This window comes from Clostridium amazonense, from assembly GCF_056431285.1.
In genome coordinates this window covers 44,528-70,269 of record NZ_JBWKMH010000003.1, presented here as the reverse complement: position 1 = coordinate 70,269, position 25,742 = coordinate 44,528, and the positions used below count along the sequence as shown (strand labels likewise).

At 28.1% G+C, this 25,742-nt stretch carries 22 protein-coding genes and 1 pseudogene; 2 read left to right on the top strand and 21 right to left on the bottom strand.

The features are described 5' to 3' along the window. Nucleotides 1-123: 123 nt before the first annotated feature. The 17 genes and pseudogenes from AC07E4_RS01140 to AC07E4_RS01060 form a co-directional block, all read right to left on the bottom strand. A complete protein-coding gene (locus AC07E4_RS01140) occupies nt 124-1,185 on the bottom strand; it encodes a hypothetical protein (RefSeq protein ID WP_478215535.1) in 1,062 nt (353 codons plus the stop codon). 141 nt (nt 1,186-1,326) lie between these two features. Continuing rightward, nucleotides 1,327-1,944, bottom strand: a complete 618-nt coding sequence (locus AC07E4_RS01135) for an NUDIX hydrolase N-terminal domain-containing protein (protein ID WP_430830627.1) — start codon at nt 1,942-1,944, stop codon at nt 1,327-1,329. Between the two features lie 309 nt (nt 1,945-2,253). Beyond that, nucleotides 2,254-4,014 carry an ABC transporter ATP-binding protein gene (locus tag AC07E4_RS01130; RefSeq protein ID WP_478215534.1) on the bottom strand — a complete coding sequence of 587 codons (1,761 nt, stop codon included), beginning with the start codon at nt 4,012-4,014 and terminating at the stop codon, nt 2,254-2,256. After that, the gene (locus AC07E4_RS01125) at nt 4,007-5,782 is read right to left on the bottom strand and encodes an ABC transporter ATP-binding protein (protein WP_478215533.1); all 1,776 of its coding nucleotides are present in this window, start codon (nt 5,780-5,782) and stop codon (nt 4,007-4,009) included. Before AC07E4_RS01125 ends, AC07E4_RS01130 begins: the two co-directional genes overlap by 8 nt. A gap of 679 nt (nt 5,783-6,461) precedes the next feature. Beyond that, the gene (locus AC07E4_RS01120) at nt 6,462-6,800 is read right to left on the bottom strand and encodes an alpha/beta hydrolase-fold protein (protein ID WP_478215628.1); all 339 of its coding nucleotides are present in this window, start codon (nt 6,798-6,800) and stop codon (nt 6,462-6,464) included. After that, nucleotides 6,760-7,680 carry an alpha/beta hydrolase gene (locus tag AC07E4_RS01115; RefSeq protein ID WP_478215532.1) on the bottom strand — a complete coding sequence of 307 codons (921 nt, stop codon included), beginning with the start codon at nt 7,678-7,680 and terminating at the stop codon, nt 6,760-6,762. Before AC07E4_RS01115 ends, AC07E4_RS01120 begins: the two co-directional genes overlap by 41 nt. Before the next feature lie 263 nt (nt 7,681-7,943). Beyond that, nucleotides 7,944-8,171 carry a hypothetical protein gene (locus tag AC07E4_RS01110; protein WP_148361070.1) on the bottom strand — a complete coding sequence of 76 codons (228 nt, stop codon included), beginning with the start codon at nt 8,169-8,171 and terminating at the stop codon, nt 7,944-7,946. Nucleotides 8,172-8,857: 686 nt separating this feature from the next. Next, nucleotides 8,858-8,971 (bottom strand): annotated as a pseudogene (locus tag AC07E4_RS01105) (transposase); the annotation flags it as partial. Between the two features lie 97 nt (nt 8,972-9,068). Then, nucleotides 9,069-9,335 carry a DUF2089-like zinc ribbon domain-containing protein gene (locus tag AC07E4_RS01100; protein WP_478215531.1) on the bottom strand — a complete coding sequence of 89 codons (267 nt, stop codon included), beginning with the start codon at nt 9,333-9,335 and terminating at the stop codon, nt 9,069-9,071. Nucleotides 9,336-9,530: 195 nt separating this feature from the next. Further along, entirely contained in the window at nt 9,531-9,659 is a 129-nt protein-coding gene (locus tag AC07E4_RS01095) for a hypothetical protein (RefSeq protein WP_278245483.1), read from the bottom strand. Between the two features lie 235 nt (nt 9,660-9,894). Next, nucleotides 9,895-11,688, bottom strand: coding sequence for an oleate hydratase (locus tag AC07E4_RS01090; protein WP_478215530.1), 1,794 nt, complete (start codon nt 11,686-11,688; stop codon nt 9,895-9,897). Between the two features lie 418 nt (nt 11,689-12,106). Beyond that, nucleotides 12,107-12,676 (bottom strand): TetR/AcrR family transcriptional regulator C-terminal domain-containing protein, encoded by a 570-nt coding sequence (locus AC07E4_RS01085; RefSeq protein ID WP_034438878.1) that lies wholly within the window; start codon nt 12,674-12,676, stop codon nt 12,107-12,109. 236 nt (nt 12,677-12,912) lie between these two features. Beyond that, nucleotides 12,913-13,257 (bottom strand): hypothetical protein, encoded by a 345-nt coding sequence (locus AC07E4_RS01080; RefSeq protein ID WP_478215529.1) that lies wholly within the window; start codon nt 13,255-13,257, stop codon nt 12,913-12,915. A 107-nt stretch (nt 13,258-13,364) separates the two neighbouring features. Next, entirely contained in the window at nt 13,365-13,652 is a 288-nt protein-coding gene (locus AC07E4_RS01075) for a hypothetical protein (protein WP_478215528.1), read from the bottom strand. Between the two features lie 728 nt (nt 13,653-14,380). Next, on the bottom strand, nt 14,381-14,653 hold the full coding sequence (locus AC07E4_RS01070; RefSeq protein ID WP_478215527.1) for a hypothetical protein: 273 nt from the start codon (nt 14,651-14,653) through the stop codon (nt 14,381-14,383). Beyond that, on the bottom strand, nt 14,643-15,119 hold the full coding sequence (locus tag AC07E4_RS01065) for a hypothetical protein (protein WP_478215526.1): 477 nt from the start codon (nt 15,117-15,119) through the stop codon (nt 14,643-14,645). Before AC07E4_RS01065 ends, AC07E4_RS01070 begins: the two co-directional genes overlap by 11 nt. Nucleotides 15,120-15,567: 448 nt before the next feature. After that, nucleotides 15,568-15,681 carry a DUF3991 domain-containing protein gene (locus AC07E4_RS01060; RefSeq protein WP_478215627.1) on the bottom strand — a complete coding sequence of 38 codons (114 nt, stop codon included), beginning with the start codon at nt 15,679-15,681 and terminating at the stop codon, nt 15,568-15,570. Between the two features lie 181 nt (nt 15,682-15,862). Between AC07E4_RS01060 and AC07E4_RS01055 the strand changes: the two genes are divergently transcribed. After that, complete coding sequence (locus AC07E4_RS01055) at nt 15,863-16,033, top strand: hypothetical protein (protein ID WP_478215525.1); 171 nt, start codon at nt 15,863-15,865, stop codon at nt 16,031-16,033. 184 nt (nt 16,034-16,217) lie between these two features. On the opposite strand, the gene AC07E4_RS01050 is transcribed toward AC07E4_RS01055, so the two are convergent. The 4 genes from AC07E4_RS01050 to AC07E4_RS01035 form a co-directional block, all read right to left on the bottom strand. After that, on the bottom strand, nt 16,218-17,483 hold the full coding sequence (locus AC07E4_RS01050) for a DUF5780 domain-containing protein (RefSeq protein ID WP_478215524.1): 1,266 nt from the start codon (nt 17,481-17,483) through the stop codon (nt 16,218-16,220). 1,007 nt (nt 17,484-18,490) lie between these two features. Next, nucleotides 18,491-22,132, bottom strand: coding sequence for an ATP-dependent DNA helicase (locus AC07E4_RS01045; protein ID WP_478215523.1), 3,642 nt, complete (start codon nt 22,130-22,132; stop codon nt 18,491-18,493). A 367-nt stretch (nt 22,133-22,499) separates the two neighbouring features. Beyond that, nucleotides 22,500-23,693, bottom strand: a complete 1,194-nt coding sequence (locus AC07E4_RS01040; protein ID WP_478215522.1) for an abortive infection system toxin AbiGii family protein — start codon at nt 23,691-23,693, stop codon at nt 22,500-22,502. Between the two features lie 5 nt (nt 23,694-23,698). Next, nucleotides 23,699-24,523, bottom strand: a complete 825-nt coding sequence (locus tag AC07E4_RS01035) for an abortive infection system antitoxin AbiGi family protein (protein WP_478215521.1) — start codon at nt 24,521-24,523, stop codon at nt 23,699-23,701. A 137-nt stretch (nt 24,524-24,660) separates the two neighbouring features. Here AC07E4_RS01035 and AC07E4_RS01030 point away from each other — a divergent pair, with 137 nt between their 5' ends. Beyond that, on the top strand, nt 24,661-25,674 hold the full coding sequence (locus tag AC07E4_RS01030) for an IS6 family transposase (RefSeq protein WP_478215520.1): 1,014 nt from the start codon (nt 24,661-24,663) through the stop codon (nt 25,672-25,674). Nucleotides 25,675-25,742 lie beyond the last annotated feature (68 nt).

Here is a 25,742-nt window from a genome sequence, read left to right as displayed (position 1 = left end):
ATGACACATTATTTTTAAGTATTTATATATTTGTTGTTTCTTTAAATTTCTGCATAAACTAAAAAAGAAGCACCTCTATTTGAGTTGCTTCAAGTATAAACTTTATATTATTAATTTTTAAACTTATCTCCAAACATCTATTATCTTTTTTGAATTTCCAATCACTTTCTTTACTCTATCAATTGATAAAATAACACTTTTACAATTTTCATCAAATAAAGATTTGAGTCTATTAACTTCATAATTAATTGTATCAGTTAAAGCTTGATTTCTTCCCATATTTTTAACACCTGCTGATTCCAATACGGGTTTTATAAGATCTCTATATACTTGTGTAGCTTTTTCAAAACTTTCTTTACTTGAATAGTCTACATTTTCAAAAACATTCATAATATTTTTGGCATACTCTATATTAGTAGCAGTCTGTACATATTTAATACCATAGAATTTATTATCTACATCCACAACTATAGATTTCTTATAATTTTCATCTATTCTTTCTGGAACTGAATTTATAATCTTTTGTATTCTTGCAGACATAGTTGAATTAAGTAGTCCTTGTTGATCTGTATTTAAGTTTTTTTCTGCATAAGTATTTACCTTACCTTTAGCTATTCCCATTTCTGCATAATTATCATAATCTAAACCACTTTTTATATTAGGTATAGTAAATTTTGCATACTCCATAACTTTTGAAGAATCCATTAATTCTTTTAAAGTAAAATTTACCCCATTTACACTAAACTTGGTTTTTAAGTTTTCTATGTTATTAGAAACACCCTCTAAAGTGTTCTTTTTCAGTTCTTTAACAAGATCATTTATTCCATTTTCTAATGATTGTACATCGTCATTTAAACTACTACTATCACTTAAATTTTTAGTTATTTCAGCTATAAAATTTTTTACATAATAATCATAACATTTTACATCTTCACCTTGAGCTTTTGAAGAAAACACATCAAGATAATCTTTATTTAAAACTTCCTCTTTAATCTTGTAATAACTAACTACCTCAAATTCATTTCCATCTTTCCCTATGCATTTTTCATAATCTATATCTTCCCATGGTATAATTGTTATTTCATCTGGCACACATTTTTCTTTAATCTTATCATTTTTATTTACTAAAGCCTGACTTGTATCAAATTTAATCTTTGTTAAATTTGTTGTACTATTAATATTCATATTTTATCTTTAGTGAAAGAGTTTATGTACCAAACCCTCACTAAAACTCACTTCCTTTAATTTTATACTTTTTTCTCTTTATAACATATTAATAATTTGTCATATATGAAAACAATACTTATATCAATTAGAACAATATAACTAATCAAATACAACTTCCCATTTTTCATTCTTATATGCATCAAAACACATTTTAATTTGATCATAAACATTTTTATTTTCATCTATGATAGGCAAATTATCAAGAGAAAAGAAACCACTTTCAGTTGTTTCATCATTTTCTTTAAAACTACCACTTATTACATAACAAAGAACAAACACTTTAAAAATTCCATAAGCAAATTTCGGAAAATTATGTTTATTTCTATCCTGAATTGCAATAACCCTTAAAGGAATAACATCTAAACCCGATTCCTCTTTTACTTCTTTAATTGTGTTAGACGCAATTGATTCATTGTAATCAACCCAACCGCCTGGAAGTGACCATTTGTCTTGCTCTTTTACAAGTAAAATTTTGTTTTCTTTGAATATTGCTGCTCGTGTTTCTATTTTAGGTGTCTGATAGCCAGTTTCATTACAAAACAAATCTTTAACCTTTTCAAGTGGAAGTTCTGTTTTCATACTTATCATTTGTGCTGATATTTCCCTTACTCTCTCAAAACGCTGTTTATCAAACGGATCCTTTGTATATGTTAGGCCATTTTGAGCTATTGATTGCAATTCCATTGCAATCTTTATTAATTCATCTAAATCATTCATAATTTTATCCCCTATTTTATTTCCCCCTTCTTAGAATTTATCTTTTATATTAAATAAGATACATCTACAATATTATCGTTAGTTTTTTTTAAATCATTACCACTTATAACCTTTTTATAATTATTTTTACAAACAGATGACAATCTCTTTAATTTGCCTATGATGCATTTTCTTTTCTCTATAAAAATAACCCTGATTTCTCAAGGTTATTTATGTGTTACTTATATAAATTTTTTAGAAAATAATAATTCCAAATTACTCATCAATATTTAATACTGTTTATATTATTAAACCAAAGTCATAAACGGCTTAGCGTTCATACCACTGTGCTTGGGATTGCAGCAATTCATAATACCTGCCTTTCATGTTTAACAATTCTAAATGCGTTCCTTCTTCTATTATTTCACCTTTATCCATTACTATAATTCTATCTGCAATTTTAGTCGAACCTAATCTGTGAGTTACAAAGACACATGTTTTTCCAATACTTATCCTTTTAAAGGAGTCAAATACATTAGCTTCCTCAATTGGGTCAATGGCTGCAGTAGGTTCATCTAAGACAATTATGTTATGTGGGCGATAAAGTCCACGGGCAATTGCAATTCTTTGCCATTCCCCACCAGAAAGGTCTTGACCTCCATACTCCCTAGATAGAATTGTGCTCCCTTTTATATTTAATTTAGGTAAACCTATCTCTGTCTTATCAAGAACATGTTCGGTTCCTAATTCAGATGTAATATTGCTTATTTTTATATTGTCCTCTACTGATAACTTATATTTAATAAAATTTTGAAAAACTGCACTAATCCCTTTAAACTTTGAATTACTTGAATAAGAGTTAAGTGATCTATCTCCATAAACAACCTGACCCTTTGTAGGATCATATAAACCCATAATTATCTTTGTCATTGTACTTTTCCCCGAACCATTTTCTCCTACAATTGCCAGTGATGTTCCCGCCTTAATGGTAAGATTTATGTTTTTAAGTGAACTTACATTAGAATTTGGATAAGTAAAACTTACATCTCTTAATTGAATATCTTGATTTTTAGGAATGTACTCATCTTTACCTAAATCAAAATCTTCATCAAGAAGCCTTACTAAAAATGAAGTATTTGAAATACCTACAAGGGCACTTCCCAGATCTTCAATTGCATCTCTCATCATTGTTGTTATTTTAGAAATAGAATAATAAATAGCTGCAAACAAACCAATTGATATAACTCCTGAGTAAACAAAATACACTAAAAGCATAAGTACACTTAAAAAACCTATAGAATTTAGTAATTTCATAAACACTGATACCTTAAGGATATGTCTTTTATTAGAAACAAACTCTTTACTAAATTCATTGTTTGATTCATTAAATAGTTTATAAAAATACTTAAATGAACCATTAAGTAATGTATCTTTAAAGTATTCTCTTGATATAATACATTTTTCAAAGTACTCAGTTTGTCTTCTCCTATTGCCCATTTTGTCTTCAAAATCAAAACTTTGCTTTACTCTGATTTTCTCTAACAAGAGTGTGGGGATAAAAATTAAAATAATTACAAGTACCAATATAGGATTAATATTCATCAAATATATTAATAAACTTAAAATATATGGTATATATAAAAACAATATCTGTATAATAACACGAAGTCCACTTGGAGCCTCCTCACTGCCAAAGCTTGCCTTTTTCAGCCTATCCATATTAGCTGAATCCTCAAACTCTATAGGTTTCATACAACTTGTACGATTATGATGTAAAAATTTCATATATCCACTACCACGTCTCCAAAAATACCCTTTTGCCATATACTCAATCCATTCCCCCAATGGATATAATGCCAAAATCACTAGTAAACTTAAAATAGGTTTATAAATCGAATTTATTGCCTCTCCATTTGCAACATTTACAATACTATCAAACAATGTCTTTATTAAAACAATTTCAAGAAATCCAAGAATACTCATAAACAAGGAGGATATAACAAGTAAAACAAATGTAGTGGGGCTTGCATGCCAAGTATATTTTATTAATCTACTAAGAACCTTTGTCCCAGACATTTTTTTATTAGTCATACATCTCACCTTGCTTTCTAAATAATTGTGCATATACATTATCATTCTCCATCAATGCTTCATGAGTTCCTTTTTCAATAATTTTTCCTTCATCAAGCACAATAATCTCATCAGTTATTTTTGTTGAACCTAACCTATGAGTTATCATAAATAGAGTCTTTTCATTGGCTATATTTAAAAATTGATTATAAATCATACTTTCAGCCGTTGGACTTAAACTTGCAGTAGGTTCATCCATTATCATAAAAGGTGAATTTAAATACAAAGCACGTGCAATTGCAAGTCTTTGCCATTCTCCCCCAGACAAATCACTACCATCATCATAGATTTTTCCAAGATGACTATGCTCTTTTTTAGGTAAATCATTAACTACTTCATCTAACTCCATAAGCCTAATCACTTCACTAATATCTGCTTCTGAATCTTCAAATGCTATATTCTCTTTTAGTGATACATAATATTTTGCAAAATCCTGAGAAACTACAGAAAATATACTTGTTAACTCTCCAAATTTATATGACTTTAAATCCTTCCCATTTAAAAGTATTTCACCTTCATAATCACGATACAACCCTACCATAATTTTTACCAAGGTAGATTTACCAGCTCCATTAAGTCCAACCATTGAATATGATTTTCCCTTATTCAGTGATAAATTAACTCCTTTCAAAATGTATTCTCCAGACTCTTCATACCTAAACCAAAGATTCTTTATCACAAGACTTTCAAAGGGTATTTTCTTTTCACATTCAGAGCTTTCTAATCTGTTCCTCTTAAGATTTGTAAACTCATCTAAATCCTTTGCATACTCATAGTGTTTTGAAAATTCTAAAATCAATTCAGATGACTGAAACGCAACTATCTTACTTAAACTAATCATGCTTCCTGCTATAGAAGTGAACATACCTACTGATAACGCACCACTAGATACTTTCAATGACAACATAAAAATAATAAACACAGCTGCAATACTAGCCACAACATTCACCATCATACTGCTTGATGTTTCTTTAGCTAAAACCTTAGTATTATAATTTGACCTAAAAAGGTGAGCTTTCATAAATCTTTTGTTAAGAGAAGGTGCAAATCCAAATAAAACTCTTTCATTTGCTGTTTCCCTATTAACCAATATCTCTGACAAATAATTCATCTGTCTTGTAACAAATCCAACCTTTTTTTCTTCTTCATAGACCACTCTACCATTCCTAAATGTAAGAAATATTGTAGGAATAATAATAAATAGATATACAAAAACAATCCACAAATTCACTGTTGCAACCGCATAAAGAACACCAAATAATTGTATTAATACTGAAATTGCAGTGTTTACTGAACGAATTACATCCACAATCTTAACTTCAATATCTTGTGTAACTCTTAACAAAAGGTCTTGAGTTTTAGATGCTTCAAATAGCAAATAATCAATAGAAAATTGCTCTTTAATAATTTGTGCTTTAAATTCCTTTCTCAAATCATCCTCTAATAAATTGTAACTATACTGTCGAAAATCTTGACCTAACTGTGTATACAAATAGCCAAGAACTGTGAGCCCTAAATATATAAGCATTGTTTTAATTTCGGGATTCAACGATGTTACTGTCATAGCTGCATCAATAAACCTTGCTACAGTAAACAGCATAAAAGGCACCATTAAACCTTCTATAATAGTTAATATTAAACATACTGCAAAATGAAATGGAGAATAAAATGTAACAATTTTTATTAAAGATAATATCTTACTTTTTCTTTTCACCTCATATCTTTTCATAATAAATCCTTTCTTCTTTTAAAACCTCATTATTCTATTGTAATCCTAGCCAAACTCTCACATTATGAAATACTAATCTAAGAAATACTCCTATAAATTCTTTTACTATTGTCATAAATTATGTGTACTAAAATAATCCTAACCTTAAAATATTGAAATCATAATATTCTGTTAATTTCACATCTTCTTTTTTCGAGTAAATCATAAAAAATCTTCCCAATGTATGAACTTCATCACCATAAAAAAAATATAATTCTACAAAATAATTGTACACCTTTTTACATAATTTTTACATTAATTCATTTCATTAAAATCATACACATTTCAACATGTAATCTTTAAATTTAAATGGAAATATATCTACAGCTTCTTTAAAACTTTTATAGATTAGCGTTTTAAAATTCTTCATTTATAAGTTTTAATTGTATCTAAGAATATTTTTTGAATTACTCATATAATTCAAGCCTTTGATAAGTAGCTATATTGCTGTATCTAACTTACAAACATTTATTTACCACATAGTTGCCAATTGGTTTTTGATAAAAATTTATTCTGAAAACAATAAAAAACCACCAATTCTAATGTAAAATCAATTTTGATAAATAAAAAATTAATACAATGAAAAGGTGATTTCAGTGATTAATAAATATTAAATTTACTCATTAATTCATTGACTTATCTATTTTTTCCCTATTAGTGCAATAAGTCCTGTAGCAAGCTTTTCTCCCCAGCTTAAAAAGTCATGTCCTGAAGGAGAATGTTCATAGAATACATCATATCCCTTAGTTATTAGAACATCTCTCATTCTATCTATAGAGTCCTTCATTATAGGTTCATCATCATAAGGCCTGTCCTCTAAAAATCCTACATTTAAATAAAACCTTGTTTCCATTTTATCGCTATTTTTATATTTATCTATCAACCATTCCTCATCCCAGAAAAAAGAACCTGATTGAGCAAGCACATTCCCAAATACATTAGGAAATGTAAGCGCTATATATGAGGCTGCTAGTGCCACCAAGGCTTACTCCTCCTATAATTGTTTTTTCTGATTCAGTAGTTACATTATAATTATTATGAACCCATGAAAGGATTTCATGGGTAATGAACTCACCATAATTCTTATTGAAGGCTAGTTCTCCAACCCTGTTATTATTACTATCTACAAAAACACATACACTTTTGGGGATTAACTCCTTATACATTAGATTATCTAGTACATTTATTGCATTTAGTATATTGATATGCATAAAACCATCCGTAAGTATAATAAGATTATTTTTCTCATTATTTTCTTCATATTTATATGGCTTGTAAACCCAAACCCTTCTAGAATTATTTAAAATATCGCTCTTAAATCTATGCAAATCTAGAGTACCATTATTGCTATGCTTCATAGTTTTTGTCCATATATCAGGTTTTACGTTACACAATTCAACTAATGATCTTTTCTCTTCTCTATCTTCTTCATCTTCTTCATCCTTAGGAAAAACTATTGTATTTGAATTAAATTCATCTAAAATAAAGTTTCTAGATCTTTTCTTATAATCATCATCTAAAGCATCATTTACAGAATAATTATAAGCAAACTTTATATCGTTTCTAACTTTGTATGTTTTATACCATAAATTTGAATCTAATAATTGTTCCATAATATTTTCATTATATCTGTAACTTGGGAAAGCCCCATAAACCACTACATTCTTAATTTTCTCTTTAGCTTTATAAATAAATGTTACCATAACATCTTTATTATCACCCTCTATTTCCTCTATTAATGGTGAACCACTTTGCTCCAATTCACTCCAAAAAACATCTAATGCTTTATAATTACCTTCAGTTAAGTTATTATACAAATTTCTCATCTTAGAACTTTCTATTTTTTTTATATCTATCATTATTTCTGCTACCTCTTTTCTTCATTTACATAAAAATATAAAATTATTTATTGTTATTAATTTCATCTCTTTAAAAGATTGCTTTTATGTGCCTTAAATCACCTCCCCACAATATATAATATTTATTAGCTGCTTATAAAATCCTAAGCTCATTATAGCTCAAGGATTTTTTAAGCTATCTCAAAACGATTTCTCCATCTCGATAATGATAAAAATAATATTTTTTCTATTACATAATTTTTTACCTAATTTTACCTTATATTTTATTCTCTTGTTTTCATAAATCTTTTGTTAAGAGAAGGTGCAAATCCAACTAAAGCTCTTTCATTTGCTGTTTCTCTATTAACCAATATCTCTGATAAATAATTCATCTTTCTTGTAACAAATCCAACCTTTTTTTCTTCTTCATAGACCACTCTACCATTCCTAAATGTAAGAAGTATTGTAGGAATAATAATAAATATGTATACAAAAACAATCCACAAGTTCACTGTTGCAACCGCATAAAGAACACCAAATAATTTATTAATACTGAAATTGCAGTGTTTACTGAACGAATTACATCCACAATCTTAACTTCAATATCTTGTGTAACTCTTAACAAAAGATCTTGAGTTTTAGGTGCTCAAATAGCAAATAATCAATAGAAAATTGCTCTTTAATAATTTTTGCTTTAAATTCTTTTCTCAAATCATCCTCTAACAAATTGTAGCTCTAGTCAAACTCTCAAATTATTGAATACTAATCTAAAAAATCCTCCTATAAATTCTTTTACTATTGTCATAAATTATGTGTACTAAAATAATCCTAACCTTAAAATATTGAAATCATAATATTCTGTTAATTTTACATCTTCTTTTTTCGAGTAAATCATAAAAAATATTCCCAATGTATGAACTTCATCACCATAAAAAAATATAATTCTACAATTTAATTGTATACTTTTTTACATAATCTTTACATTAATTCATTTCATCAAAATCATCCACATTTCAACAAAAGAAAAAACTACTGCAGTAAGCTCTTTATACTTAACACAGTAGTAATTTTTAATTCTATTTTTCAAATTATGATATCTTCTTTTTCATCTAATACTTTTTTTGTTTCTTGTTGAACTTTTAAAATGTTTCTTTTAATATAATTGACGGTTAACTTTTTTAAACATAATATTTTTGTACTTATGATTTTCATAAATTATTTTTCTTCTATACTTTATTACAAAAACTATGTGATATTTGCAATTCCATTTACTATGTGCTAATCTACTATTGTCAACTTGGACATCTCCAATATAATTTAGTTTTGGTCGGCAAACCTAATTCTATTTTATATTGGAGTTTTTCTTTTTTCTACTCATAGCTATAAGCTTTTTAGAACCACTAGCTGAACTAGTGGTATTCAATATACAAGAATAGCACAAGTAATCTCTTTTTAGTTGCTGGATAAGACCTTTCCTTTTCATTCTGAACAGCCTTAAAATTTCCTTGATGCTTTAGAAAACACTCTATAAAGTCCATTTCATCAATAGATAAATAATCAAATTTACTTAGAGGGAAATCACCACTGAGTTCCATCTCACAGTTATCGCAGCTTAATCGAGTTGCTACTAATTTTTCTTTACATCTTGGACATTCAGAAACAAGATCTCGTTTCATTTTTCACCCCTAATTTTTTTACCAAACTTATACAGTAGTATTTATTTCTAGTCAATATAGTTATAAATATTATTAAACACTACTTCCAATATAAACAAAAATAGCCAACTGAAATGTATATTAACACTTTAGTAGGCTATTTTTATAATTTTATTCAATTACAATTTCAAATTGAGTTCCATACGCTTAATCATCTCAATCTTCTGCATCAAAATCTCGACCATTTGGAAACATGACAGAATCATCCCCATATTCTTCAAGAAGTTCTTCCCTATCTTCTCTATAATTATCCACAAGAATCTCTATAATTTCTGCTTTTGTCATAATTGCCTTTATAATAGCTATGCTAACTCAAAATTAACCTATACAATAAAATAACATTTTACATATTTCTCATTTTAATTCATAAACACTTACTATCGTTCAATGATTGGTTGAATTTTCATATTGACAAAAAAACATTTAAAAAATTATCAAGTTCCACCATTAAAATTATAATTAAAATCCCGATTTTTTTTAAATTCGGGATTTTAATTAAATTATCTAATTGTAGATGTCATTAAACAATTCCATATTCTTTTAATAACTTTTCAATGTCTGTTCCTGCTACTTGTTTTAAAATTTTACGTCTAGTTATTGGCGGTAAATCAAGTTTTGGTTTTTCCCCATCTAATAAACATACGCCTGCATTTAATAAATAGCGGATATCATATCTTGAAGAAAATACCTCAGGAACTCCTTTTTCAACTCCAGTTAAAACATATACTGCTTCCATAGCTGTACGACCTGAGTATTCTATAGTAAATACAGTATCACGACCTGGATCATCCAATGTCTCAGCAAATTGTCCAAGGAAAGCAAAATTTACTGCATTCTTTGGTACAACATATGGACGATCTCCAGCTGCACGAGGCATAAATTGAGATGTTATAAATGGCATCATAACAGGAATTGAGCTGCATGATTCTGCTAATTCTTCAATTTTATCTGTAGGAACTCCTATATGATATAACCATTCCTTTGTGATTTCCTTACCAGTACAATCTCTCATAGGTTTTTTAATATAATCTCCAGGAACATCAGAGAATAAACCATATACCCAAACTAGAACATCTTTTTCTGGCTGCCCATAATATTGTTCTTGACGGTTTATTGTCCAACTCATCAACCATGAAGAGTCAAGTGCTGTAACTATTCCGCCTGTTACAGTACGTCCACCATATGGTGAACGTTTTGTAATTTTTTCAATGTACTCAGGAACACGTTCATCATGACAAGTTACTGTACAAGATTCCCAATTAGATTTTTCTGTATCTTTACAGAATTTATCTGGATTTCCAAATTCATCTGATTGTGATGATATATTTCTCCATAATTTCCAACATCCTTCTGGCTCTCTATTAAATGGTGCAGGAGTATTGTCATCACCATATCCTGAGCCTTCAGTCATAGAACCATTAGTAATAAATACTAAATCATTTTCTGTTAAATCAATAGAGATGTCTTTTCCAGCTTTATCTGTTGCAACTATTCTCTTTGCAACCTTTTTATCTTCTGAAATTGAGAATTCAACATTGTTAACAGTAACTCCATATTCAAATTTAGCACCATTGTCTTCTAAATATTTAACCATAGGTTTTATAAATGAAGTGAATTGATCATGTCTTGAAAATTGTAAAGCTGAAAGATTTGGCAATCCCCCAACATGATGAATGAAACGAGTCATATATAATTTCATCTCTAAAGCACTATGCCAATTTTCAAAAGCAAACATTGTTCTCCAATATGTCCAAAAATCAGTGTTTAAAAGTTCTTCTGAGAAAATATCTTCAATAGATTTATCTTCAAGTTCTTCATCTGGTATATTTACAAAAGCCGCTAATTCTTTTGCTAAATCTTGACCCAAATTGAATTTCCCATTATCATAACGTTTACCTTGATTTTTAGTAATACGACAATTGCTAGAGTTTGGATCATCGTAGTTTGTATAATAAAAATGATCTAAAACGGTCATATTAGGATCTTCTGTAGATGGTAATGAACTAAACAAGCTCCATAAAACTTCAAAATGGTGACCCATTTCACGTCCACCACGTGCTACATAACCCATATTTTGACGAACCTCTCCGTCCATAGATCCCCCAGGAATGTCTAATTGCTCTAAGAAGGTAATCTTGCTGCCATCCATGTGAGCATCACGAATTAAAAAACAACCAGCAGCTAAAGCCCCAATTCCAGTACCAATTAAATAAGCTTTTTTATCCTCAATTCCCTTAGGCTTTCTTGCATTTACTAGAGCATGATAACTTCCATTTGTAAGGGTAAGTCTATCATCATGTGTCTTTAATTTCATTATTATCCCCCTCTTTCTTAATTCTTTAATATTTTTACAAATACTACCGTTATATTTAGAGTGAATATATAAGTATTCCTTTAAATTTGTGGATACTTATAGGGTTCCAAGTTGACTTTTAAAATTATCCATTTCAAAACTTGGATACCTAAAATAGTGAGACATGCTCCGAATCACTTAAAATTCAACACTGTATCTTGTGTGAAAATATTTTAAAGTTATTGAATAAATTTAAATTGGAGCTTGTTTCCCTATATCTATAAATTGTCTATAAATCTATAATATAGTTTTTTTGTGTTTTTTTCATTAGATAAATAAACTGCGGTGTTCGAAATTTAAACACCGCAGTTTATTTATCTAATTATTAGGCATCTACGTCAAAGTGTCTAATAAAAAGGATTTTCCTTATTGATTTCAACTATACATTATTTAAATCAGCACTTCTCTTAAGAGATAACTCAATGTTCCCATCGAAAAGCTGCCCGATTCTTCTAATAATAGTATCAGGATCATCTTTCATCCCCACAGCAATCCATTGTATTACCATTTCAGTAAGAGCACACTGATAAAATGAAGCAATCAATTTTATATCCTCCAAAGAGGCTGAGATACCATCGCTTACTCTTTCAATATACCGAATCATCACATTTCCTGATACATTGTATATATAGTTCACTAGTTCTTCTCGCTGCATAGAATTATATACATGATAAATGGCTATTTTGTTTTCTAAAGCAAATTTGGTAGCTACAATAAAACTCTCCTCCCAGGAAAGTGTATCATTATATTCATCAATTATTGTCTGAAGTTCTGTTTGGAATATCTCTGACAAAAGTTTATATATGTCTGTGTAGTAATAATAAAAAGTATTTCTATTTATTTCACATGCTGTAGCAATATCCTTAACTGTAATCTTGTTAAGTGGATGTTCATTCAGCATCTTTATAAATACCTCACGAATCATTTTTCTAGTATATTGCTTAGCCAAATTTCCACCCCCCAACGCTTTATCTATATTGAAAATTATAACACAGGGTAGGTTATTTTTAAATAATCCAGCATCATACGTTTGAGTCAAGTAAAAGTTGGCAATTTATGTTTTTATCAACATAATTATTTTCACTTAGTATAAAATCTTCAATCATAATTATTATAATAATTTATAACTGAATTATAGTTTCATATTTATTTTATTATTAATACCTTTCCGACTTATATCCAATTTTAAAAATCATTAATAGGATCTTTTAACTGTTTTCTCGCTTTAAAGTCTGATTCTTCATCATTATCAAATACAAATCTTCCTAATAGTAAATTCTCATTAATAATTTCCATACAGCACGTACCATATACTGGTTCAAGTTCATCTGTACCTATCCATTGGAATGTAAATTTCTCACAATTGTCTTTATTTATTATTTTTCCTATAAACCCACCGGTAACTAATCCAAATTGAAATGTTCCTTCTCCATTATTATCAATCTTAATAAATGCCTGCACCTCCATATTAAAATACTCTTCACTCCACATCTCCATTTCAAAAATGTTCCAAAGGCCTTCAAATTGCATAATTTATCACTCCATTTTTCTAAAATTTTTTCTTTTTATATCCTTCTCTAATTTTCATATCCATATTTGTAATGATTGACTCATATTCACACTCCTACTAAAATTAATTATTTATTATTCTCTGCATCAAGTAATATTTGTTCTATAGTTAATGAATAATTCAAAAAGTCTTTTAGAAATTCATGTAATATATGTTCATCATTTTCTTCTTCTAAATCTTGTTTACTAATTTTTGATACTACAAACCACTCTTCTCTATCAAATTTTATTATATCCGCATCTAATAGATTTAATAATTCATATCTCCTATCTATTTTTTCTTCTCTATATTTTAAACCTCTATTTAAACGTGCAATACTTACATCTCCTGCTAATTTAAATAAGTTTTTAACCAAATAGATATAATTACTATCTTGTAAAGCTTTGGATAATTCGAGTTGACAGAAGAATAATCCTAACCTTGAGCAATTACTCCCCAATGTAACATGTGCATTTCTAATTCTATATGTATCTCTCTACCATACAACTTTAACTGATAAGTCATAATACTTATATTTAATTCTTAAAGGTTTGTCATCATTATTATTTAATAAATAAAACTCATCATTTCCCCATTCATTTTCTGTAGTATTCTCACTTACATCTGTTACTATTAAATGAATTAAAGTTCTGCTGCAACTATTTTCTCCTTAAATTTGACTTTAAATGTCTATTTTCATATTAGCTTCATCACCATAAACAAATATAATTCTATAATTTAATTGTATACCTTTTCACATAATTTTTGTACTAATTCACTTTCTCAAAATTATCAACATTTCAACAAAACAAAAAACTACTGCAGTAAGCTCTTTATACTTAACACAGTAGTAATTTTAAATTCTATTTTTCAAATTATGATATCTTCTTTTTCATCTAATACTTTTTATGTTTCTTTTAATATAATTTAGTTTTGGTCGGCAAACCTAAATTATATTGGAGTTTTTCTTTTTTCTACTCATAGCTATAAGCTTTTTAGAACCACTAGTTGAACTAGTGGTATTCAATATGTAAAAACAACTAAATTAACACAATGTATACTTAGTTGTTAAATTTGTTAATATTAAAAACTTTATTTTAAATATTATCTAACAAATTTCGTTGAACTATTTCCACTTGCTGTATCCTTAATTATTTCATGCGGATAACCATTAATTTTCACCATAGCATTACATACTGAAGGAACCCTATTCTTAAGCTTCATACCTTTATGAATTTGACCTGATAAAATTTCAAAAACTGATAATCCATCTTCTGCTGCCTTTTCTAATAAACTTATAATATAATTCGTAATCTCTTCCTTTAATCCTGTAGATTTTTCTTTTCTCTTCTGCTGTATTGCTTTCTTATTTTTCAAATAATAATCTACATACTTCAAATTCACTTTGAAAATCATAATAAAAATCCACTAATTCTTTTAAAGAATCTTCACATAAATTAGCATTTTTAAAACCATACATCTTTATTGCATTTACAAAATAACTATCATAAGCTGGTACTATTCCGTAAACTCCTAATAATATTTTAGAAATTAAAGTATCCGTTACTGAAACTGTAGTTTTTTCACCATTAATATCTTTAATGTTATCAACATATACTTTTGCAGTATATTTAATAAGTTCATCTATACCATCAATGTCATCTATACTTATGCTAGCCTCCTTTAATACGGAGTAATATTTTTTATACTTATCATTCATTGCAACATTTTTAATAAAATACTCATGTATTCTATAGTCCTTTTGTAATAAGAAAGTACCACCTCTCATCATTCCCCAGCTTGCTAAATAAAAAGCCAATTGTAAACATGAATAGTCAAACAAATTTTCATCTTCTAAATTACCCTTATGTTTACTGAAAAAATTATTACAATGCTCCCAAGATAAAACGATGATGTTTATCCCTTATAGATAATAAATGATATTTCGATACAATCTTATATATCAAAGCATTCCCCCCTTTAACACCAACCTATATTAAAATTATATCACCTAATATATACCATCATTACATATTATGATTTTCTTTAAATAATATTTAAGATCTTTGTCAGCAACACTTCCAATAAAAATACAGTGACTTTCAAAACCTTTAAAGTTATGTTTCCTAATTAATGTTAAGCTACTAATTAGATCACTAGCAACTTCAAATACTCATACTGTATCATTAATTCCAGACCTACAAAACGAATAAGCTTTATCTAAATTCTTTACATCACATCTAAATGATTTTGTCTGTATTGTTGGTGCATCTTACACTATCATATTTAGTCTATTCATTATTATCATATCCTACTAAAACACAACTTCTATTTTTATTTTCATAAAACTTATATTTTTTCACAAATTCATAAACTATTTTTTTATCAATATTTCTAGTGTTTATTATGTAAGTGAATATATACTTAAAAGTTCTATTTTTATCTGGTAAAATAAATCAATTGATAAGATATAATTTATTTGTGGTAAAGAAAATGATGCTTCTATTATATTTTTAGAAAATTATAATTCAGACATAATTACACACTTTGTTAAGATGTTAAATGATTTTAATAATTTTTTATAAATTGGGTGGAATTTTTATAGCTCCAGTAATGACAGCTGCAATGACCGATAGATTAACGCATAAATCTTTTTTAATAAATATGGATGAATTTTCTTATAGAATGAAAGAAACTAAAACTTGGCTAGAAAGTCTTCATGTTGCTCCTGCTGTCCTGCATATGGTAGTTTTTTAATATACTATTATTACCTTCATAACAATCTTTGTATATTTTCTTTAATAAAGAATTTTTATTAAGTTCATTTAAGCACTGTAATATTAGATTTTCGTTTATTTCTAAATTTATCAACTCCATTTTATTTAAAATATAAAAAGTCTATACTATCTTGAAGTTTTAGTATAGACTAATATCTTTTATTCTATTTCTGTGGTTTCTCCTTATATTGTTCTATCCAATATTCGTAATATGGATTGTCCCAAGTTGTTCCATCATAAAAGGTTACAGTTTTAACACAGGCTAATACTTTTGATATTCCATGTGATTCATCAAGATTCCAACCTACGTTATCACCAAATCTACCTCCTGGAATAATATTAACATTTGGAGCATTACCAATGAATTCATAATTTCCACCTGAAAAATTAAATTGTGTCTTTATCTGAAGCGGATATCCATTTTTATCGTATGCTAAACAACCAATATTCATATTCTTTATAGTTTTTTCTGATTTATTATTCACAATTACTTGAATCATATCAGGATAAAGTGCTTTATATCTTGAATCTTGAATAGCAATATTTGAACTTTCTACAATAACTAACTGTTCACTCTTACTCTTATCAATTTTTTGTTTTCTTTCTGCTTCTAACTTTTCCTGCTGTAATTTTTTATAAGTTTCACTTTTAGAAGTTAATTCAGCATCATTAGAAAAAACTACTATTGCCTCTGATACGGTTGTTACTGCTTTATCGTAATCTTTCTTATTTGCAAATTCTTCTGCACTTTTTAATACTTGTTCTTTATACTTTTTTTCATTATTATTAATTTGCTCTTTAGCTTTTTCATAGTTCTTATCATCAGAAATTACATTTTTATACTCCTTTATAGCATTTATTAAATTGTTGTTTTTCAAAAACTCATCTGCTTTTTTAAATGCAATTCTTGAATTGTTAAGATTATTAACTTTATCAATTGCATTATTAACATCGCTGGATATTAATCCTGTCTTCTTAATTATATCGAGCTTATCTTTCGCCTTATTAAAATCAATTTTTTCATTTTTAAATGAATTAATAATGTCCAATGATTCACTCTTTAAAAATGTGCTTATTTTGTTTTCATTATCTGAATTTCCTTTAATTTTATTATTATAAAGTTTAGCTGCTTCTGTTTGCTTATTATTTTTAATATCACTCTTGTATTTTGATATGGGATTATTAAAATACATAATTCCAACAACTGCACAAATCATTATTACTAAAACTAAACATGATAAAATAATATTTCTTTTATTTATAGGAAACTTTATCTTGTCTTTAAATAATTTCTTATGATTCTTTTCATTATAAGCAATATCATTTCTCATTTTATTATTATCAACATTTGTAATTTCTAATTTTACACCACATTTATTACAAAATAAGCTTTCATCAGAGTTTTCACTCCCACATTTTGGACATATCATTTCCAATCTCCCCCTTATCATCCCATATAATTCAATTATAATCTATGTGTGTATAAATTCAATTATTTTAATAAATTATTTTAAATAATAAACTCCTATCATAAAACCATAAACTCTTAATCCCTTTAATAAGTTGTAATGCCTCATAAAGACTATCAGAATCATCATCATTTTTACAATTTTTATTGTAATCCTTAACTTGATTATTATATTAGATATTCTTCTCACAAAATTCATTCACTTTTAAACTCCCAAATATTATTCTTTTACGTTCAATCCAGACTTCTAACTTAATTAATTTTTTAGAATCATAAATTTTTGAATTACTCCACTTTTCATTCCAATTGTTTATATGTATTTGTATATCTTGTACAACCTCTACATTGTTCTTTATAATATATAACTCCTTCAATGTTAAAAAATATTTTAAAATATCTTTCTTCATTTATATAAGCAATTAACTACATATCATTACTATTTCTAAATTTTACATTATATTTATTAAATTCATGTACTAATTATTACTGTTGAATTTAGTTTTAAATTATTAAGTTCAGTATCTTTGAGGAATAAATTGTATATATCATTAATCGTAAATTTTTGTTTGAGTCAAGTAAAAGTTGACAATTTATCTTTTTATCAATACTCCTATATTTTCACTTCATCAAAATCATCCACATTTCAACATGTAGTCTTTAAATTTAAAGCAAAAGATATTTATAACTTCTTTGAAACCTTCATAAATTAGCACTTTTAAATTCTTCATTTATAATTTTTAAAATTTATCTAAGGAAACTTTTTCAATTAGTCATATAATTCAAGTGAATGATTATATTTAGGCATAGAAAAAGAACCTTGATTTTTCAAGGTTCTGTGTTTGTTATTTATATAATCTATATGCTATCTCCATATAGCTAATAGGGCTTGAATTGATGTCCAAACCCATTTTGAGTGTATGAAAGCTGTATTTTTTGTATATTTTTTATTTCTCCGTTCGTGGGAATATATCAACTATTTTTTATCCATGTTTGAATTTTACTCTCTATTAACGTTGCATCCAAACTTCCGTCTAATCCATCCTCGGTAATTATCAAATTTCCAAGCGTTTCTGTAATTCCCACACTTTCATAATTTGCTCTTTTCTCCTCCCAACGCTTTTTATATGCTTTATCTCTTAGCATTCCAAGATGTTCTAAATAACCAGTTTTGCCTTGGTAGCGTAGAGTAAAAACAGGAATATAGGTTTTACCACTAACATTTAATGGTTCTTCATAGAAATACTCAATTTTCATCTTATCAAGAATATTAGCCACAATTACTTCGGACTTTGATCTAACCATTTCACCACGAATCGTTTTATGGATCAATTTTTCTTCAAAGTACCGTTTTTGTTTACTAGACTCTATCTCAATGATGTTTGGAACTTCGAATAAGTCTGTATATCTTTGCTTGGTATCCGAATACCAGTCATTCGCATACTGAACCAATTCTTGAATTGACAAATCACTTAATACAATTAGTTTTTCTCTTTGGCGAGAAAACGTAGTATACAAAAGTTCTTTTGTAACAAATGAACTTTTACCATTTATGACCACTATAGTTTTACCAAAGCTAGAACCCTGTGATTTATGAACTGTAAGAGCATAGGCAAGTTCTAACTTAGAATCGCTATTATCACCACCAAAATCAGCATTAATATATGAAAATACTTTTCCTTCAAATGAGCCAAAACGGAAACTATATGAAGCAGGATAATCTCCATTTTTTTGAGCTCTGCTTAATATTCCAAGTTCACCGTTTGCTATATATTCTTCTGTCTTATCCCAGGCTTCTCTACTTTCATTTCTATTTGAAATAACTTTGTCACCTAAAACAATATTTTGAACAGATTGAGGTTCATATTTATTTTTCCATTTCCATTTTTGCCAATCTTCAACTGTTTTTTGTCTATATTTTTGATGGATTTGGTTATTCAAATAGTAACTTCCAGTTCCAATAAATTTTGTAGGAGATAGAACTTGCCAGTCTTCAATATGACTTCCAGTATTATAATTTGTATATTTACCGTTTTTCTCAGCACCTAAACTTTTATTGAAAGCATCAATATCATCTTCATTTGTCATATTTGTAATTTCCACCAATTCTTCAAAGAACACTTTTTCTAACTCGTCTAAATCGATGTATTGAATATATTTAAGACGCTCATCTGTTTGATTGTTTTGAATACGGTAAATTACATCTTTATCGACTGAATCCGAATTAGAGAATATTTGAGCAAATGATAAATCATCACCACCTGAACCTTGTCTCATCTCAGTTTTCAATGTTGCTACCTTTTCAGGATAATCACTCTCTAAATAATTAATCAAATCAACAAATGGGCGTCCTGCTCCTATTGGAGGTAATTGATTGGGATCTCCTATAAAGATAATTCTTTCAGCATGAGAATCAACTAGCTTTAGTATACCAGCAAACATATCTTCAGTCAGCATTGAACTTTCATCGATAATAACTGTTTTTGCAATACTCGAACTAGGTTGGCTTGGCATCTTATAAGCCATTGTACTCCAACTGAAACCTTTTGAACGAATTAAAAATTGTGCAACGGTCATAAACTCAGCTTCAACACTATTCTTCTTAAATGAATTCTCAAGTTGAACTCTTGCTTTCCCAGTAGGGGTCAATGCTAATACTCCACCAGCTTTAATTTCTTTTGAAGAAGCAAAAATCCCCAATGCTGATGTTTTACCCGTCCCAGCTCTCCCCAATAGGACAGATATTCTAGATGATTCAAGGATCTTTAACGCTGTAGCCTTTTCATCACGAGCCATTTGATCGTTTTCTTCATTATTTTCTTGGAGCTCTCCAAATTGGTTATCAATAATCTTTTTCCAATTTTGTTCACTAGATAAACTAGTTTCTAAACGGCTCTTTACTATATCTACTACCCATTGTTTATAATCTTGATATTCTTTCAGTTTAATGTAAGAATTTTCTACATCAACGTACAATTCACCTTCCTGCAAGAACTCTAAAACACCTTCAATTTTTTCAGTTTGAAAATCCGTTTTTTGATCTAATGGTAATTTCTTAATTTCTTCAACAATTTGATCATAGCTGAGTAAAGTATGACCTTGACTTACGGCTTGAACTAAAACAAATATCACTATAGCTCTAAATCGGCGCTTATCACCTTCAGTCCTCATTTTAGTTGGTTTATTTAGAGGATACCTATTTTCCACCAACGGATTCACAAACATTGCATTGTCGATTTGAGAAATAGTAACTTGATGTTCGTCCTTTTCTTTTCGTGTAAGTTCGTATAACAGGTATGGGTTTTCAATAATTTTAGCTGCATAAATTTTCAGGTTACCCCAAGCATAAATAGCTTGTTCAACAGAAAGATTGAATCGAGACAGAAGTTCAAAGAATCGAGTTTTGTTTTCATCTCTTAGTAAACCAGAAAATTCATCCTCTTTGTCAGCTAAGCTATTATCCAATTTTTCGTTCCCAGTTTCTTTATCACCTGAAAAATATAACTTCAATTCAGAAATAAGGTCATTGTCAGAAGTATCAACATGTTTAGCAACATCGAAACCGTATTTAACGCCGAAAGCTGATAAAATTGAACCTAATCCTGGAAATATACCACGTTGATTCCAAACACTTTTTAATTGATTATCTACATATTCAAGTTGAACATTAACCCATTCATGATTGGCTTCTTTTAGCTTGAGTTTAGCTATATTTTTCAATGCAATTTTCGCTTGATTTAGCACATCAATAGCAGCATCGTAGCTGACCCATTCAGCTGCATATGAAAATTCCATTCTAAAACCTGCTGGTTCAAACAATGTGACACTCGCTACATCAAAATCAGGATGCTTTTTTGCATACTCTGAAATTTCAAGATATGGCATTAAAAAGCCCTCTTTACCATCAACTCTTATTGAATGAGCTGCATTTGTCTCCCAAATGTAGTTTTTTTCGTCACTGCTTCCATCAGAAGCATACTCATGAATTTCTACATTTGATACTATACTTCCTATTCCTGCAATTACACGCCTATTATCTTCGATAAATGGAACTTGTTTGTAATATGGAAAGATCAATGAATTATGCGGACTAATTCCGGAAAAGAAGTAATCGAAAATCCCCTTCTGAGATTCTCCATGCGATACCCACGCACTTGACCAGCTAAGCATTTGTTCTGTTTTTTCTAAGTCAAAATAAAAATTGTAATACTTATGTTTCTCATTAGCATTATCCTTTAAAGTCCATGAAAAAGGACGCAATAAGAACGAATACGGATTCATCTCAAAAATTGTTTCTTCAAAATGCTTGAACTTAGGATTTCTTTTTTTATATGGATGGTTCATTTTAAGATAAAGCTTGGTATCACTCATGAACGCAGCGTTCTCTGTAATCCAATTTTGCATTTTTAGCGTTCCTACTTGTTTGTAACTTTTACCTTTATTTGTTTCCTCAAACTCCAAGTCCCGTGACGATGCAATGTTGGGAATTACTTGAGCAGCTACATTATACCTAGGATTATTGTCAATTCGCCCAGTATAATCGTTATCCTTCCACGGAATTCTTGTTGAAAAGTGTTGTACATAGCTTGTTTGTGTTTTAACTTTCTTACACATTCATTAGCCCTCTCCCCCTAAACCTTTATTACATAATATCTGCTATTATTATAAAACTGTCTCTAAAAAACTCTTTGGTATACTGACTTGGAAAGAAAAATAAATTTTTTACAGTCCCTTTTAATTTAAAGAATCAGCTTTTCACTTTTATATTTTATGAATTAACTAAGTTTATGTTTTCCTTTTTCAAATGCCTTCTGCATATTAGATTTAAATTTAATTATTTATACTAATCTTTATTTTATCAAAAGCAATACTTTTCCTAAATAAATATATACTTTGAAGAAACCACATATATTTTTACTTCAAATCCCTTGTCATCTATATCATAAATTTATTTTTTTCAAAAATTCAAGGTATCATCTAACTATATTAATTCAATTTTTTCTAAGTCCGAAATATTTTTGGGAAGATTTCTTCGGTATTTCTCTGCATCTTCTTTACTTAAAAAATATTTCACAATTCTAAACATATTTTTATCTGTGTCTTTATCTATTAAAAATCTATATTTAAAGGTTTTCTTATCAATTATCTCTACTGATTTTACTTTAATATTATACCATGATGTAAGTTTATATACTCCGACTTCTGCATCAAATAGATCATAAAATTTACATTGAAGAAACTGCAATTCAATTTCATCTTCTTTCATAAGTTTATTTTTATCAAAATCCTTTCTTCCAACTACCTCTAAATTTTCTAGATTACAAATCTCTCTAAATGCTTTATCTTCTATTAAACATCTGTATAATCTATCTACTAAATATACATCTGTTTCTAAAATATCATTTTGAGGGTTAAACAAAATTTCTAGTTTTCTTGATAATAAATCAACCTTTTTCCAAAATTTTATTAATGAATCTAATCCATCTTCTTCAGTTTTATTATCAAATCCATTTTTAAATTCCACCCCAGCTATTCTTCCCCTACCATTCATAAAACATTTATATATATTGGATATTTCAACTATTTCTGCTGTACTTTCTGCCTTGCCAATATCTATTGAAACATTAATTGTCATTCTTTCTGACTTTTCATCAATTATATATTCTATTATTAAAGCCTCTTTATCTATAGATTTAAATAGACTCTTATATAAATCTGCGTAAGGCTGTCTTTGAAATTCCATTTCTACATTGTTTACACCATATCCTACTAGTAGTTTGAAAGGTTTAGGAAATGCTTTTGGTTTCAAAATTAATTTTCCAGATAAATCAGTAAAATTCTTTTTTCTCAATGGCATTTTTAACAAATCTTCCACTTTAAATTTAATACCATTTAATTCAATATAATCAGATATTATTTCAGCTTCTTGTTGAGTCCTATATAAATATTCACTAGCCTCTTTTGCATTCTTAATATTTTTTATATTATCAAATTTTAAACCAGCTTTAATATTTACATTTTTGCTTTTAGGCATAATAGTACATATATCATTATCAATTTGTACATACTGAAATCCATCTGGTAACTTATTATTTAAATTATCTAAAATTATTTGTGGTATTTTATACACCATTTCATCATCTTTTTTAAATGCATTTTTAAAACTTGTAAACAACTATATCACCAATCCTTATTTATAACATTGTAGACTATTATCTTTGATATAAGTTCGTATTTTTCTGTATCACTACAATTTAAAATATTATTCTTTATTAAAAAATCAATTAATTCTTTTCTATGGTTTTTATTAGAAACCATAATGTATTCAATATCATCATATGTAAACTTCAACCATAAATGTTTTAATTTTTTTATAGCTTCAGAATATGTATTATATACATTAGGATTTCCAGAATATATTGGTGGTATAATTAATTGTATTTTATCCTCTTCTATTATTTTAGGAACATACCTCCATTCTTTTTCATCAGTAAAATTTTTAGAATCATACTTTCCATCTCTTAACATTAATCCTGTTATAGGCTTCATAAACAATAAATTACTTAATAAATAATTATTATACTCATCAATATCACTATCTAGATTTTCTTCATTCAGTGACTTATTAAAAATATGTGTAAAATCTTTTCTTATCTCAGATTTATTATTTACGTAATTTATACATTGAATACCATTCCCTATACCCCAGCTTTTATTTAAACCTATTCCAAATTGTCCATAATATCCTACATGTTCACTTAATTTTGATACATTAATATCACAGAAACATATCATAGGAAATACTATTTTCTTTAATTTATCTATCTCCAAATACTCAATACTTTCCTCATAATATCTTGGAGCTATTGCACTATTACTTAAAATCTCCTTTAAATATTCTATTTTATTCATGAACTTGAATAACACATTAGCACTCTGTTTAGACTCTATAATTTCTTCCTGTTCTTTAGCATCTTTCACTTCTAATGTTACTTTATCTTTCACTTATAATATATTCCTCCTTTTAATAATTTGCGATCTGTTAAGTTATATGAACATTGCTCTTCTCAACCAAAGGAAATACAATAAGTTTGCGAGACCCAGTAATCCCCCCCTAAAAAAGAGAAAAGGAGAGAAGAACAATGAACAAAGCTAATATAAAATGCCCACGATGTAATTCTAATAAACTATACAAGTTTGGTTTGAATAAGCAGGCTAAACAAAAGTATCAATGTCAACAATGTAAGCGTCAATTCGCTTTAGGTGATGGTGATGGACTCTCTAAACTCTATTATCCTAAATGTGGTAAAGGAACTTACTTGCATCACTCATATAAATACTACAATCGTTACAAATGCAATGATAAGAAGTGTAACCACATAATAGTTAAACATCATACAACAAATATCAATAGTGCTTCTAGTGAATTGATTAGTGGCTCCTTTTCAATGAAAGGAATGCGCTTTCCACTTCATATAATACTAACTGCTTTAACATTATATTTTTTAAACAATTCGTCAACAAGAGCTATCTCTCAATTTTTGATGATTAACTCTGGTATTAAAGTATCCCATGTTACAATAGCTAGTTGGACTAATAAATTTGCACCCTTTTTCAAACAGAAAGCCGATAAATTTAAAGAGAGTTTAGATTTACAATCTGACGATTGGCATGCTGATGAAACTGTTGTATTCATTAATGGTGAAAGATATTATCTTTGGCTTGCTATTGACTCAGAAACTAGATTTATTCTAGCATTTCACCTAACTAAATCTAGATCTTCTGATTCAGCTTATGCACTAATAAATCAAGCTAAAATTTATGGTGAACCAACCTATTTTATAACCGATAGGTTGCCTTCATATAATGAAGCTGCTGCCAAAATACTAACAAACACTAAACATTTACCTGTAAAACCAATGTCTAGCGATATAAATAACAATTTAATAGAATCATTCAACAAGACATTCAAAGCTTGGTATAAAGCTAAAAAAGGATTTAACTCTTTTGATAAAGCTAATAACTTAATTTATTTATTCATATTTCACTATAACTTTATTAGACCTCATGAATCATTAAACAACTATACTACAGCAGAAGTTGCAGGCTTCGCCAGTAATAGCTTTGCTAAAAATTCTTGGTTTACAGCAGCCTAAGTATATTTGATACATTTGTTTAACCTGCAAAAATCCACTTTATTGCAGGTTTGTTTGCCATACAATAA